The following is a 12647-nucleotide window of genomic DNA, read 5'->3' as shown; positions in this document are numbered from 1 at the left end:
CTACATGACGTTATACGCCGTCGGCGATTTACAAGGTTGCCTGCACCCATTGCAACGGCTGTTGGATCACGTCAATTTTGATCCTGCCGTCGACAAACTCTGGCTGACGGGAGATCTGGTCAACCGGGGACCGGACTCCATCGGCTGCCTGGCATTCGTAAAAAACTTAGGCGAAAGTGCGCAAACCGTGCTGGGTAATCATGACCTGCACCTGCTGGCCATTCATGAGTTAAAACTGAAAACCAAAGACGACGACATAAAGCAAACCTTGGCGCATGAAGACGCCAAAAAACTAATGAAGTGGCTGGCAAAACAACCGTTATTGGTGCGCGACAAAGAGCGAAAATTAATCATGACGCATGCCGGTATACCACCGGTCTGGTCTGACAAACAGGCACGCATTCTGGCCAGCGAAGTGGAAGCCATCTTGGCCGACAAAATAAGTCGTCGCGAATTTTTTGCAGCCATGTATGGCAATCAACCGGACCGCTGGCGCGACGACCTACAAGGCGTTGACCGTTTGCGATTTGTGGTTAACGCCTATACACGGATGCGTTTTTGCGCGAAAGATGCCACTCTGGATTTTAAGTTCAAATCGTCTCCCAATAACGGTCCGAAAGGCATGAAGCCGTGGTTCCAATGGAAGCATAAGCGCAAACACCGTATTGTGTTTGGCCATTGGGCGGCACTGATGGGGCACACGCATCGGGGAGATATTATTGGACTCGACACCGGTTATGTCTGGGGAAATCACATGACCTTGATGGATATGGATAACAACGTCCGCTATTGCTGCGACACAGAAGGCGCCATCACAGAATTCAGTGAGCTGGAATTTGAGTGCCTGAAGTGAACTACCAGGCCATGACCAGATCATCCACCTGTAAGTTCAAACGCTCAACACCAATCGCCATTTCCGCAACGGCGTAATAGGGCTGCACCTGCTTTACTTCAGCGGCCAGTCGGGTATCGATAATTTGCCAAAAGCTATCCCCCTGCCGGTCAAACTTCTGACTGGTTCGGTACACGGACAGAAAGTCCCCAGGACGCAAACCACTTTCCGCACCGCTGGACACGAATATCCGATTACCGTCAACCTGCGCAATGGTGGCCATAAAAGGCTGGCACTGCACGGTGGTTTGAATATCCGCCACCGCTTGGTTCAGCAACACACGAACCTGTTGACCGTAATCCGTGGAGAAATACTTCGCGGTCCCGAAGCCCACTTCGGTATTGTTGCGCTCGTTCCACAAACCGTAAGTGCGGTACCGGCTCTGAAACACCAGTGCACCGGAATACCCATCGTGTACGAAAACGTCAAAAACAAAATGTCGGGTTCGCTTGGCTTTGGTCACGCCAACCCGCTTAAGCCATTTGTCCCAGTTACTGGCGCGTGGTGCTTCTGGGTTTTCCATGGCCATATCACGGATGACACCCGAAACCACAAATTGAACGCCCAGATCTTTTGCCGCACTTACGGCCCGGGTCAGGGTCATTCGCGGTGAAATCTGGGTCGGCGCATTCGGCGTATTCGGGTACAAAGTCATGTAATTGGCACTGAGTGCCCGAATGCCCTGGCGACCATTCAGATCGTTCACCAATAGCGCGGCCAGTGAACGGTCGACGGCACCAAGATGCCCCAGCGTCGCATGCTCTGGGTGTTCCATCGAGAAACCCGTAATCGCGACCGACTTTCGATAATGGTTGGCCATGACATTGGCACAGATCTGATCGGGTGATACCTTCGCCATAATCCGAACACGATAGAGGTCACCATCGCGGCCTTCGGAAATAATGCGGATATCGGTAACCTTTGCCGCAGAATTAATACGCAGATAATCAACGGTTAAATTTCCGTTTTCTATCACCTGGGTCGACTGTACATTTGCACTGACTTGCATGGAGGCATTTTCAATGGCATTGCGCATGGCCCGCAACCGGGCGCTGTTTTCGTCGTTATATTCGATTGGCGAGATCCCTTCAGCGTCGACCTGAACCAAATTCATGTCCGCAGCGAAACCAAATGGGGCATAGGACACGCAGAACAGTAACCACGCGCAAACGGTAAAGCGAATGAAGCGGATCATAGCGGTTCTCCTATCCTGAGTTGTTGATTATTCGATGAAATACAGGCCAGAACCTGCCGCTTCGACTCCCTGACTGGACAGACTGCTGCGGGTGAGAGAGTCCAAATCGTGCACCGCATCAGATGCACAGGTATTGTTGCGCTTGCCATTGTTCTGATTCGCCAGACAATTGCGGAAGCCCTCATCGATCACCATTTCGACCATCGTTTCATAACTGCCGTCTGCCATCACTTCCGAATAAACCACCTTGGCACCCAGAATGTGAGCATCCACAAAGGCACGGTATTGATCATTTTGCACGACCAGGTTTTCAACCGTCGAATTACCGATTATTTGTGTACCGTAAACGCGTTCTGCCAGAGTTCGGTAGGCATCCAGCTTGGACGAGCGCATGGCCAGAAGTCGCTTCTGTACCTCAGTCAGCCCCCGTGCAGTCGGGTTTATCGCACCATAACCGGTCACCCGCAAAACCATGGGTTCCATCGGTGGCAGTTTTTCATTGATCTGCTGCACCTGAGACACGATCTCATCCACTTTTTTGGACTTACTGTTGAATGGCCAAATGCTGCAACTGCTGGCCATGAGCATCACCAGGATGCTGATAATAAGATTGCGGACTGTCATAAATAACTCCATTGGTGCTGTGCAATTGGCTGTATTAACAGAGTTATCGGCGTTGGTTTTGAAAGCCTTAGCAAATTTGAAAACAAATTCAGTTCAATAGAGAAAGGGCTGTTTTGAAGGCATAAACGATATGAATGCCGTTAAATGTCAACCGTGCTATTGCTCAAAAAGAGTTTGCGACCGCAAACGGGGCGGTAACTCGCCATAGGAAACTCTCGATTGACACCATGACTCTCCGTTCTCGCAATTTTTTTGAATCCAACACAATTTCAGCCATTTTTTTGGCTTACCCGCCAACACCGACTAAACTCACCACACTGACTATGTATGAATTAACAGGCAATCCTATGAAGAAAACGATTCTGTCTATCTCTATCGCACTGGCTGGCAGCGCTATGGCGACCCCTTTTACTGGCAACGACGCGCCGTCTAACGCCATGGGAAATACCGGCGTTGCCTCTTCACGCCCACAGGGAGCATTTCAGTTTAACCCGGGATTATTGGCCGACTATCAGGACAGCAAAGATTTTGGCTTAACACTCCCCACCGTTAAGTTTTTTGTTGATGACTCACTGGGTTTGATCAAAGCCGGAGAAGATTTTTTTACCGGCGGCACGTTGGATGATTTCCAGAATATAGATGTAGATGCGTTTAACGTCGCAGTGAATGGAGACGGTGGCTCTACCGAATCTCTCGACACGGTATTCACAAATATAGGCAACAACATCACCACTATTGCGACTGAAATTGACCAAATTTTAGCGGATGCGGGAGATAATGGAACGATTGATGATACAACTAACATTCCGGATCTACAGGCAGCTTCAACAAGCCTAACCAACAACACCAATACCTTGAATTCACAAATTGATGTAACCAAAACACAGGCCCTCAACCTTTCAACCGCCGTTGATGGTGCCGTTGACGGTATCGAGTCGTTAAACGACAAGCCACTTCAACTTGGGGTGGGAATGGATATCCTTAACATTGCTCTCCCTGGCAAACAACTGGGCATGGCGCTCAGCGTATCGACAAACTCAGTGGTCGGAGTGAATTTATCATTGAGCTCAAACGACGCCTCGCTGTTGAGTGGAGTTTCCAATGATTTGGTGGGTTTAACGACCAATGCAACCAATACCACAAATCAAATGACCGAATTGGCAGCCGCAAACCAAGATGTTTCTGATCATGTAGCAACGGTACCCGATCGTGCAGACTACGCAGTCGGTCCTGCTGGCGATGCAGCATACGCAACAGACGTGCAAACCTGGGCAAACACACTCGATACCCTTTTTGCTGTAGTAGAAGCAGAACAAGCCGATGTAAACACTGAATTAGACACTGTCATCAACTTCAATGGTGAAGTCCTTTCAACAACGGGCAGCACCGACATTGATGTTCCGACAGTGGACGAACTTGAAACAACGATGGATGTCGTGGGTGCTAATATTTCCGAAATCGGGATTTCGTTGGCACGGCAATTCACCATTCAAGGGGAGTATGTCGCCGTTGGTGTCACGCCAAAATTGCAATCTGTCAATATTTTTGAAAAGACATTTGGCTTAGCAACTTTTGAAGATGACCTCGGCACAATTCAATCTGACCCCATGAGCCTGTTGCAAGAGAATTCCACCTCTACTCTAATTGCCAATATCGACGTTGGTGCGGCTAAATCTTGGGATTTCTATGGCAGGCTCCGTGCCGGTGTGGCGTTGAAAGACATCATTCCATGGACGCTGGAAAGTAAGTCAGGTACAGAGTTGCTCATTCGTCCGAAGTTACGTATTGGCGGTGCACACGAAACCCGGTTCACAAAAGTTGCCATTGATCTGGACATTACAGAAAACAAACCGCTGAAGTATGGGGTGCCCACACGTTACCTCGGTATCGGTGGTGAGTTAAACGCCTATGGTTGGGCCGCGTTGCGGGCCGGCTATCGCGCCAACTTAAGCGTGGCAGACAGCTCTGTAATCTCCGGAGGCATTGGCTTAACACCTTTTGGAACCGGTTTAGATCTGTCAGCCTGGGTTAAACCGAAGTTCGATGACCCAACAACCTTAGTTCAGGATGCTGGCGCCGTGGTGCAATTCTCGGTGAACTTCTAACTTTAGGGTTCAGCGAAATAAACGCCCCGAAATTCGGGGCGTTTTTGTTTATACTGGTCGCTCATTACTTTTCAAAACTAAAAAACAGACTATGCAAACATATCTCGTCGGTGGTGCAGTACGCGACTTTCTGTTGAACCTACCCGTGAAAGACAAAGACTGGGTTATTGTCGGTGGAAACCCTGAGCAACTCATTGAGATGGGCTATCAACAGGTCGGCGCCGACTTCCCGGTGTTTCTACACCCAAACACCAAAGAAGAATACGCGTTGGCCAGAACCGAACGAAAATCTGGCCATGGCTATACCGGATTCGACGTCGTATTCGATGACACCGTCAGCCTGGAAGATGACCTACTGCGCCGAGACCTCACCATAAACGCCATCGCAATGGACGAGAACGGTAAATTGATAGATCCATTCCAGGGTCAGCGGGACATTGCAGACCGCAAGCTGCGACACGTCTCCGATGCATTCCGAGAAGATCCATTAAGGGTATTGCGTATCGCCCGTTTCAGCGCGCGTTTCTGTCATCTTGGTTTTACCATTGCCGACGAAACAGAGCAGCTGCTGCGCGAGATGGTTAACAGTGGCGAGCTGGAACATCTGGTTGCGGAGCGTGTTTGGTCGGAGACTTCGAGAGCCTTGTCCAGCCCGTCACCCAGTGAGTATTTCAGGGTATTGAAGCGAATCGGCGCGTTAAACATTATCTTTCCGGAATTGGATGCCCTGTTCGGCGTTCCGCAACCTTTTCGCTGGCATCCGGAAATCGATACAGGCATTCACACCTTGAAAGCACTCGACATCGCCAGACAACTTACCGATGACGTCGATGTGTTAATGGCAACCCTCTGTCATGACCTCGGCAAAGGCCTAACGCCTGAAGACATTTTGCCATCGCATCATGGTCATGAAGGTGCCGGAGCCGACCTCATTAAGCGCATTGCCAAAAAACACAAATGGCCGGTAAAAACAGCCACCCTATGTGAGCATGTGGCTCGTTTCCATACTCATTGCCATAATATTTTTGCGCTGAAAGCGTCGAGTGTTGTGAAGCTACTCAACAACCTGAATGGGTTCCGGCAACCGGAGCGGATTGCACAATTCGCCATAGCCTGCCAGGCAGATGCCCAGGGACGTTCAGGATTAGAACGTACGCCGTATCCTCAAGCAGCGTTTCTGGCCCGCTGCCTGGAGCAATGCCAAGGGGTATCCGCACAGGCGTTCGTTGAACAGGGGTTTGAAGGAAAAGCCATTGGCGATGCGATGCACCAACAACGCGTCGGGCTGATAAAGCAACTGCAAAAATCAGCTCATTGATCAGCCCCCCAAGGCTTTAGCAACGATTGCTCAATACCCGCTGACTTGAGTATGCGGGCAACAATAAAATCGATCAGATCGGAGATCTGTGTCGGTTGATGATAGAACCCGGGTGAAGCGGGTAAAATAATTGCCCCGGCTTTTTTCGCGGTCAGCATGTTCTGTATATGTATTTCGCTTAACGGGGTTTCCCGGACAACCAGAATTAATTTCCCCGACTCCTTCAACACCACGTCGGCGGCGCGCTCAATAAGATTATCACTTTGTCCGGTGGCAATACTCGCTAATGACCCTGTTGAGCACGGACAAACGATCATCGTTTGTGGTGCTCCGGACCCGGAGGCAACGGGACTCATCCAATCCTCTTTGCCGTAAACGGATAACGCCCCGCCTTCTGATATCGTCTGCCGAATATGAGCGATCAGTTTTTCGTGATGCGCGGGCCAGGCTTCGCCATCCTCCACAGCCATCACCATTTGTGCTGCTTTGGAAATCAATAAATGGACATGAAAATCTCCGTCAAGCAATACCTGCAATAACCGGCGAGCATAGGGAGCGCCGGAAGCGCCGGTGATGGCGAGCGTTATTGGCGTCATGAATGCTCATCCTGCAAGCGAATGAGGCCTTCCTGTGTCGTACTCGCGACCAAACGGCCTTGCTGATCAAAGATCTGGCCACGAACAAAACCGCGCGCGCCACCGGTGGTCGGACTGTCCGCGACATAAAGCAGCCAATCGTCCAAACGGAAAGAACGGTGGAACCAAATCGCGTGATCTAAGCTGGCAATCGTCAACCCCGGGTGTGCAATCGATATCCCGTGCGGCATCAGCGCCGTTTCGAGAAAGCCGTAATCTGTGGTGTAGGCGAGCATCGATTGATGAATCAGTGGATTATCCGGCAAGCGCGATGTCGACCGGATCCACATGTGACGCTTGGCAATGCCATGACGAGGGCGAAACGGGTTTTGCGCTTCGACAATACGATATTCGATGGGGCGGTCCGCGGTAAACTGACTGCGCACTCGCTCTGGTATCTCCTTGGCGTGATCACGGAACAGTTTCAGTTCCGGTTCCAACACATCCGGCCCAGGAACATTAGGCATGGCAATCTGATGCTCAATCCCTTCTTCTTCCTTCTGAAATGAGGCGGTCAGCGCCAAAATCGGTTTACCGAATTGACTAGCAATAACGCGGCGAACGCTGAAAGATCGTCCATCCCGCACGTTTTCCACATCAAATTCTATGGGGTATTGAGCGTCACCAGGACGGATAAAATACGCGTGTAAGGAATGTGCGGAGCGCTCAGATTGAGTTTGGGATGCGGCCGACAGTGCTTGGCCAATGACCTGGCCCCCAAATAACTTAGCATACCCCAAATCCTGAGAATGGCCACGGAACTTACTTTCGCCAATTGACTCTAACTCCAAAAGCTTAATTAAATTCTTTACTACATCTGCCATCTGAACTCCGGTAAACTTACAAACACTGTTTAAAAACTGCATTAAAATTTGACAAAAACCAAATATTGACCAAAAACCGATGATAAGCGTCGGAATACTGTCAACATAGCCTAAGAACGCCGTTTGACATGTTGACCACTTCACATAAATGCGATTATGAATCGCAAATTAGCTGTCAAATCACGTCAGAAGCACTATATTAACGTTGGTGCAAGAATGGAGTAAACCGATGACTGCCGCACACAACACACAACAGGCCAATAATGATCTGGTCTGGAGCCTTGAAAATTTCAATCAACGCGACTTGGCGAAAAACTTTGTCACGCGGTTTGAATCACGCCTGTGTGTTTATTCGCCATCCGTCGAGCAAGTGTATACCAACTACACCATTAACTTCCCGAATTCAGAGAACGGCAAGATGGTTGTTTTGCCAAACCCCTATGCCTTTCATGACACCTTTCACAATGTTACATCGAATGCCGTGCGCGATACGGGTCTGTTTATTGTACCGGGCGCATTGATCGGCAAAAGTGGATTGTTCGTTATTGTTAAATACAAAAACCAAACGGTAAAACCCGTTCCTTTGCCTATCCGCCTTGCACTAAAAAAGATGGTACGAACTGGTGATGACTCAGATCCATTCCTGCCAATATTGATAAAAGGCGACCTACGAGAATTTGACTCAAATACGCCGTGCCTGCACCTGCATCGCATCAAGTTGTCTGAACTACACACGCGGTCTGACTTCGAGAAACAAAACATCAAAAACGCTATATTTGACAAGATGTCAGATCTTTATCGTGACGCTGATGAGATAGCCGCGGGCATCTGATTACAGCCCACGAACCCGAATATTCAGCTAATAATTTTCCGAAATGTCACACTGATCCTCTCTTCACTGCGTGCGCGTTTGGGTAGCGCATGCTGCCAATGGTGCTGTACCGCACCATGCATCCACAATAAGCTACTCGGGGTTAGGTTAACGCTTAGCTTTTGACTTGGGTCCTCAATATTGCGCAATTGCATTTCCCGAGAAGCGCCCAACGAAAGAATAGCAAGCGAAGGATTGGGACCAAGCTCAGGCTCATCGTCGCTATGCCAACCCATACTATCGCTGCCATTACGGTAATAATTCAACAACGCACCGTTGGCTTGCCAACCAAATTGACGCCTGAGCGACTCAACAATTGGCAGTAAGGCATCTGGCCACCCAGACGCAACATAGGTTTGCCCGCTGTAGGCGTAACATACGCCTGCATCGCCTACCCAACTTTCCAGTCGAGGGATTGGATGAGTTTTACCAAACAGACGGATTGTACGCCTCTGCCACACAACCTGGTGCTTCAATAAGTCGAACAGTCCTGAATTCTGGTTCCATTCGGGATACAATTCCACCAAGCCTGTTTGATCATTGTTAATTTGTATTGGAGTCACCATGTCCACATCTGCCGAAAGCGCTCGAAGCTGGGTTGAAGAAAAAAAACCCAGTGCTGAAGAAATTCAGAGTGTAATCGATAAACTAGTCTCCCGGATTGAAAACTGGCAGGGAGATGATGAAAAAATCCAGGGATCCATTGAAGCTGTTGATTATCTTGAGTCTCAACTCATGCCTCAGCCTTTAGCGACGGACCCATCGAGCGATGAAGCGCCGACGCTGGACTCATCAACTTTAATACCGGACGCACAACCTATTGAGCTTGAACAGGAAGTCAAACAGGCGACCTTTGAAGCGCTGAAGGCGCAATTGGGTAAATCGCTGAACACTAAGCCATAAAAAATAGCAGATAACAGGGCCTTCATGGCTAATTTTGGGGGACACCAGAGTCGCCTGCCCCCCATCTTAAACTTAGTGAAATCGGATAAAAACCGCGCAAAAACAGCATTTGAACGTCGATCAGTTGATTTTTTTTCTTATCCGCAATGCCATTCCAAAACAAGAAACCATAAACTTTCCTTTATATAACAACAACTTACCGCAGAATCCTGGCACTTCCGCAGGATAATATGGTGCGTAAAATTAAAAAATAGTACTAAAAATTTTCTCAGGATCCTGTAAACTACCGCGCCTATTTAATCCGACTAATAAGTTAGGCAGCCATGGCAGATTTATCACATTACAGAAATATTGGTATCTTCGCTCACGTAGACGCGGGTAAGACAACCACTACTGAACGTATTTTGAAATTAACCGGTAAAATTCATAAAACCGGTGAAGTACATGATGGTGAGTCAACAACTGACTTCATGGAACAGGAAGCAGAACGCGGCATTACGATTCAATCGGCTGCCACAACTTGTTTCTGGAAAGATCACCGTATGAACATCATTGATACACCGGGGCACGTTGACTTCACTGTTGAAGTTTACCGTTCTCTGAAAGTATTGGATGGTGGTATCGGCGTTTTCTGTGGATCTGGCGGTGTTGAGCCTCAGTCAGAAACTAACTGGCGTTATGCGAACGACTCTGAAGTAGCTCGAGTTATTTTCGTGAACAAGCTGGACCGTATGGGTGCGGACTTCTACCGTGTTGTTGACCAGGTTCGCAACGTACTGGCGGCAAACCCTCTTGTTATGACTCTGCCAATCGGCATCGAAGACGACTTCGTGGGCGTTGTCGACATTCTGACTAAGAAAGCCTATGTTTGGGATGACTCTGGTTTACCTGAAAACTATGAAGTTCAGGACGTTCCAGCAGATATGGTTGACAAGGTCGAAGAGTATCATGAAAAACTGATCGAAACGGCAGTTGAGATGGACGACGACCTGATGATGGCTTACATGGAAGGTGAGATGCCTTCACTGGAAGACATCAAGCGTTGTATCCGAGCCGGTACCCGCACGATGGCTTTCTTCCCAACCTACTGTGGTTCTGCTTTCAAGAACAAGGGTGTTCAGTTGGTGTTGGACGCGGTTGTTGACTACCTGCCGTCGCCAACCGAAGTTGATCCGCAAGAGTTGACCGACTCCGAAACAGGAGAACCAACTGGCGAAGTTGCAACGGTTTCAACTGATGAGCCATTGCGCGCATTGGCGTTCAAAATCATGGACGACCGTTTCGGTGCCCTGACCTTTATCCGCATCTACTCAGGTGTCATGAACAAGGGCGACACAGTACTTAACTCTGCAACCGGCAAGACCGAGCGTATTGGCCGGATGGTAGAGATGCACGCAAACGACCGTACTGAGATCAGTACTGCGCACGCCGGTGACATCATTGCTGTAGTAGGCATGAAAAACGTACAGACAGGCCACACGTTGTGTGATCCTAAGCACCCATGCACGCTGGAACCGATGATCTTCCCTGAGCCTGTAATCTCGATTGCGGTTAAGCCTAAAGACAAAGGCGGTTCAGAAAAAATGGGTATTGCGATCGGTAAAATGGTTGCAGAAGATCCTTCATTCCAGGTTGAAACCGATGAAGATTCTGGTGAAACCATTCTGAAAGGTATGGGTGAACTTCACCTGGATATTAAAGTCGACATTCTGAAGCGCACCTACGGTGTTGAGTTGGAAGTTGGTCAACCACAGGTGGCTTACCGTGAAACGATCACAACGCCTGTTGAAGACTCTTACACGCACAAGAAACAGTCTGGTGGTTCTGGTCAGTACGGTAAAATCGATTACAGAATCCGTCCTGGTGAACCAGGTTCTGGCTTCAAGTTCGAATCAACAGTTGTTGGTGGTAACGTACCTAAAGAATTCTGGCCTGCAGTTGAGAAAGGCTTTAAGTCTATGATGGAAGAAGGCGTGTTAGCTGGCTTCCCAGTATTAGACGTTGAGGTTGAATTGTACGACGGTGGTTACCACGCGGTAGACTCCTCTGCAATCGCTTTTGAAATCGCGGCTAAGGGCGCTTTCCGTCAGTCTATCCCTAAGGCGAAGCCTCAGTTGATTGAACCGATCATGAAAGTTGACGTGTTCACGCCTGAAGATCACGTTGGTGATGTTATTGGTGACTTAAACCGTCGCCGCGGCATGATCAAAGATCAGGAAGCGGGCGCGACAGGTGTTCGCATTAAAGCAGATGTACCTCTGTCTGAAATGTTCGGATACATTGGTCACCTGCGTACGATGACGTCAGGCCGTGGTCAGTTCTCTATGGAATTCAGCCACTATCTGCCTTGCCCTGCCAGCGTTTCTGAAAAAGTAATCGCTGAGGAGAAAGAGCGTAAAGCAGCGGCCAAATAAGATAGCCTACTTTTCTAGAAACCCGAGCGCGAAAGCCCTCGGGTTTTTTATTACCTGGATTTAGCATATATTCAAGGCTCTCTGAAACAAACTAGGAACCACCACCATCAATGCTCTTTAAACAGGGACAAAAAATTCAGTTACGAGAAATGATAGGGCAGAAACCTTGGGCTATACGCGAAGTTGATGTACTAGAAGATAGGTCAGACCAAACGCTCCTCTGGTATGCAGAAGGCAGTCGGTTTTGTATTACCGAAGGCTATTTAAACAATCCAGAGTTCGCTAATCAACGCTGGCAAATTAGTCAGACAGGTCATTGGAATATGATCGAATCCCAATGGAAACATAATCATGTTTTGATTGTTAAGAATTTGACGAATTTCTATTCAGTGCAGCTGTTTTGGCGGGCATGTGATAATCGCTTCTTGGGTTATTACGTTAATTTTGAACTGCCTTATCGAAGAGTCTGCTCAGGTTTTGACACTCTTGACTTGGATCTGGACATTATTGTGCATCCAGATATGACAACAGAACTGAAAGACGAAGATGAATACCTGCGTGCGGTACGAGGTGGATATATTAACAGGGAATGGACAGAAGCGATCCAACGCTCGCTACAATCGATTTACAGCAAGATAACCGGGCTTGAATACCCATTTGACGGTTCTCTGATAAGCAGAGTTAATCCCCTCTTAAAAGAAAAGATCACCAGCTGAGAGAAGATTTACGTCAATTCCCAAGGCATTGCCCTGTCAATCAATGTTTGCCTTACAGACCCACCAAACTACAGTATTCCGAACTAAAGCTTCTGATAATGGGGTTTGTTCTTTGCAGTTATTGCCTGCCCGACGCTAATTCTTAGATTA

12 protein-coding genes are annotated in these 12647 nt (G+C 48.6%); 7 read left to right on the top strand and 5 right to left on the bottom strand.

All coding sequences use genetic code 11. The annotated features are described in order from the left end of the window. The first annotated feature begins 4 nt into the window (after window positions 1-4). The gene (locus tag IYN85_RS00060) at window positions 5-853 is read left to right on the top strand and encodes a symmetrical bis(5'-nucleosyl)-tetraphosphatase (RefSeq protein ID WP_196156826.1); all 849 of its coding nucleotides are present in this window, start codon (window positions 5-7) and stop codon (window positions 851-853) included. 1 nt (window position 854) lies between these two features. Here the strand turns inward: IYN85_RS00060 and IYN85_RS00055 are convergent, their stop codons facing one another. Both IYN85_RS00055 and IYN85_RS00050 read right to left on the bottom strand, forming a co-directional pair. After that, window positions 855-2087, bottom strand: a complete 1233-nt coding sequence (locus IYN85_RS00055) for a flagellar assembly protein T N-terminal domain-containing protein (protein WP_196156825.1) — start codon at window positions 2085-2087, stop codon at window positions 855-857. Window positions 2088-2114: 27 nt separating this feature from the next. Then, the gene (locus tag IYN85_RS00050) at window positions 2115-2711 is read right to left on the bottom strand and encodes an LPP20 family lipoprotein (RefSeq protein WP_230390364.1); all 597 of its coding nucleotides are present in this window, start codon (window positions 2709-2711) and stop codon (window positions 2115-2117) included. Between the two features lie 347 nt (window positions 2712-3058). Between IYN85_RS00050 and traF the strand changes: the two genes are divergently transcribed. Together traF and IYN85_RS00040 are read left to right on the top strand one after the other, a co-directional pair. Continuing rightward, entirely contained in the window at window positions 3059-4816 is a 1758-nt protein-coding gene (traF, locus tag IYN85_RS00045; RefSeq protein ID WP_196156823.1) for a conjugal transfer protein TraF, read from the top strand. Window positions 4817-4907: 91 nt separating this feature from the next. Then, window positions 4908-6134 (top strand): multifunctional CCA addition/repair protein, encoded by a 1227-nt coding sequence (locus IYN85_RS00040; protein WP_196156822.1) that lies wholly within the window; start codon window positions 4908-4910, stop codon window positions 6132-6134. Here the strand turns inward: IYN85_RS00040 and IYN85_RS00035 are convergent. Together IYN85_RS00035 and IYN85_RS00030 are read right to left on the bottom strand one after the other, a co-directional pair. Then, window positions 6128-6730 carry a UbiX family flavin prenyltransferase gene (locus tag IYN85_RS00035; RefSeq protein ID WP_196156821.1) on the bottom strand — a complete coding sequence of 201 codons (603 nt, stop codon included), beginning with the start codon at window positions 6728-6730 and terminating at the stop codon, window positions 6128-6130. The two genes, IYN85_RS00040 and IYN85_RS00035, sit on opposite strands and share 7 nt — an antisense overlap. Beyond that, on the bottom strand, window positions 6727-7593 hold the full coding sequence (locus IYN85_RS00030) for an acyl-CoA thioesterase II (protein ID WP_196156820.1): 867 nt from the start codon (window positions 7591-7593) through the stop codon (window positions 6727-6729). Before IYN85_RS00030 ends, IYN85_RS00035 begins: the two co-directional genes overlap by 4 nt. Before the next feature lie 229 nt (window positions 7594-7822). Between IYN85_RS00030 and IYN85_RS00025 the strand changes: the two genes are divergently transcribed. Then, window positions 7823-8425, top strand: a complete 603-nt coding sequence (locus IYN85_RS00025) for a hypothetical protein (RefSeq protein ID WP_196156819.1) — start codon at window positions 7823-7825, stop codon at window positions 8423-8425. Between the two features lie 23 nt (window positions 8426-8448). On the opposite strand, the gene IYN85_RS00020 is transcribed toward IYN85_RS00025, so the two are convergent. After that, window positions 8449-9030, bottom strand: coding sequence for an alpha-ketoglutarate-dependent dioxygenase AlkB (locus IYN85_RS00020; protein ID WP_196156818.1), 582 nt, complete (start codon window positions 9028-9030; stop codon window positions 8449-8451). Between IYN85_RS00020 and IYN85_RS00015 the strand changes: the two genes are divergently transcribed. The 3 genes from IYN85_RS00015 (at window position 9029) to IYN85_RS00005 (ending at window position 12497) form a co-directional block, all read left to right on the top strand. Then, on the top strand, window positions 9029-9367 hold the full coding sequence (locus IYN85_RS00015) for a hypothetical protein (RefSeq protein WP_196156817.1): 339 nt from the start codon (window positions 9029-9031) through the stop codon (window positions 9365-9367). The genes IYN85_RS00020 and IYN85_RS00015 overlap by 2 nt on opposite strands. A gap of 323 nt (window positions 9368-9690) precedes the next feature. After that, a complete protein-coding gene (gene fusA / locus IYN85_RS00010; RefSeq protein WP_196156816.1) occupies window positions 9691-11781 on the top strand; it encodes an elongation factor G in 2091 nt (696 codons plus the stop codon). Between the two features lie 110 nt (window positions 11782-11891). After that, window positions 11892-12497 carry a DUF402 domain-containing protein gene (locus IYN85_RS00005; protein ID WP_196156815.1) on the top strand — a complete coding sequence of 202 codons (606 nt, stop codon included), beginning with the start codon at window positions 11892-11894 and terminating at the stop codon, window positions 12495-12497. The last annotated feature ends 150 nt before the right edge of the window (window positions 12498-12647 follow it).

It is taken from the genome of Reinekea sp. G2M2-21 (assembly GCF_015687175.1).
Classification (GTDB): Bacteria; Pseudomonadota; Gammaproteobacteria; order Pseudomonadales; family Natronospirillaceae; genus Reinekea.
Note: the sequence above shows the minus strand (reverse complement) of the source record. Positions and strands in the feature narration are given on the sequence as shown.

Excerpts from the sequence above, each read along its gene's own strand:
- IYN85_RS00060 (WP_196156826.1), top strand. The coding sequence starts at position 5 with ATGACGTTATACGCCGTCGGCGATTTACAAGGTTGCCTGCACCCATTG.
- IYN85_RS00055 (WP_196156825.1), bottom strand. The coding sequence starts at position 2,087 with ATGATCCGCTTCATTCGCTTTACCGTTTGCGCGTGGTTACTGTTCTGC.
- IYN85_RS00050 (WP_230390364.1), bottom strand. The coding sequence starts at position 2,711 with ATGACAGTCCGCAATCTTATTATCAGCATCCTGGTGATGCTCATGGCC.
- traF (WP_196156823.1), top strand. The coding sequence starts at position 3,059 with ATGAAGAAAACGATTCTGTCTATCTCTATCGCACTGGCTGGCAGCGCT.
- IYN85_RS00040 (WP_196156822.1), top strand. The coding sequence starts at position 4,908 with ATGCAAACATATCTCGTCGGTGGTGCAGTACGCGACTTTCTGTTGAAC.
- IYN85_RS00035 (WP_196156821.1), bottom strand. The coding sequence starts at position 6,730 with ATGACGCCAATAACGCTCGCCATCACCGGCGCTTCCGGCGCTCCCTAT.
- IYN85_RS00030 (WP_196156820.1), bottom strand. The coding sequence starts at position 7,593 with ATGGCAGATGTAGTAAAGAATTTAATTAAGCTTTTGGAGTTAGAGTCA.
- IYN85_RS00025 (WP_196156819.1), top strand. The coding sequence starts at position 7,823 with ATGACTGCCGCACACAACACACAACAGGCCAATAATGATCTGGTCTGG.
- IYN85_RS00015 (WP_196156817.1), top strand. The coding sequence starts at position 9,029 with ATGTCCACATCTGCCGAAAGCGCTCGAAGCTGGGTTGAAGAAAAAAAA.
- IYN85_RS00020 (WP_196156818.1), bottom strand. The coding sequence starts at position 9,030 with ATGGTGACTCCAATACAAATTAACAATGATCAAACAGGCTTGGTGGAA.
- fusA (WP_196156816.1), top strand. The coding sequence starts at position 9,691 with ATGGCAGATTTATCACATTACAGAAATATTGGTATCTTCGCTCACGTA.
- IYN85_RS00005 (WP_196156815.1), top strand. The coding sequence starts at position 11,892 with ATGCTCTTTAAACAGGGACAAAAAATTCAGTTACGAGAAATGATAGGG.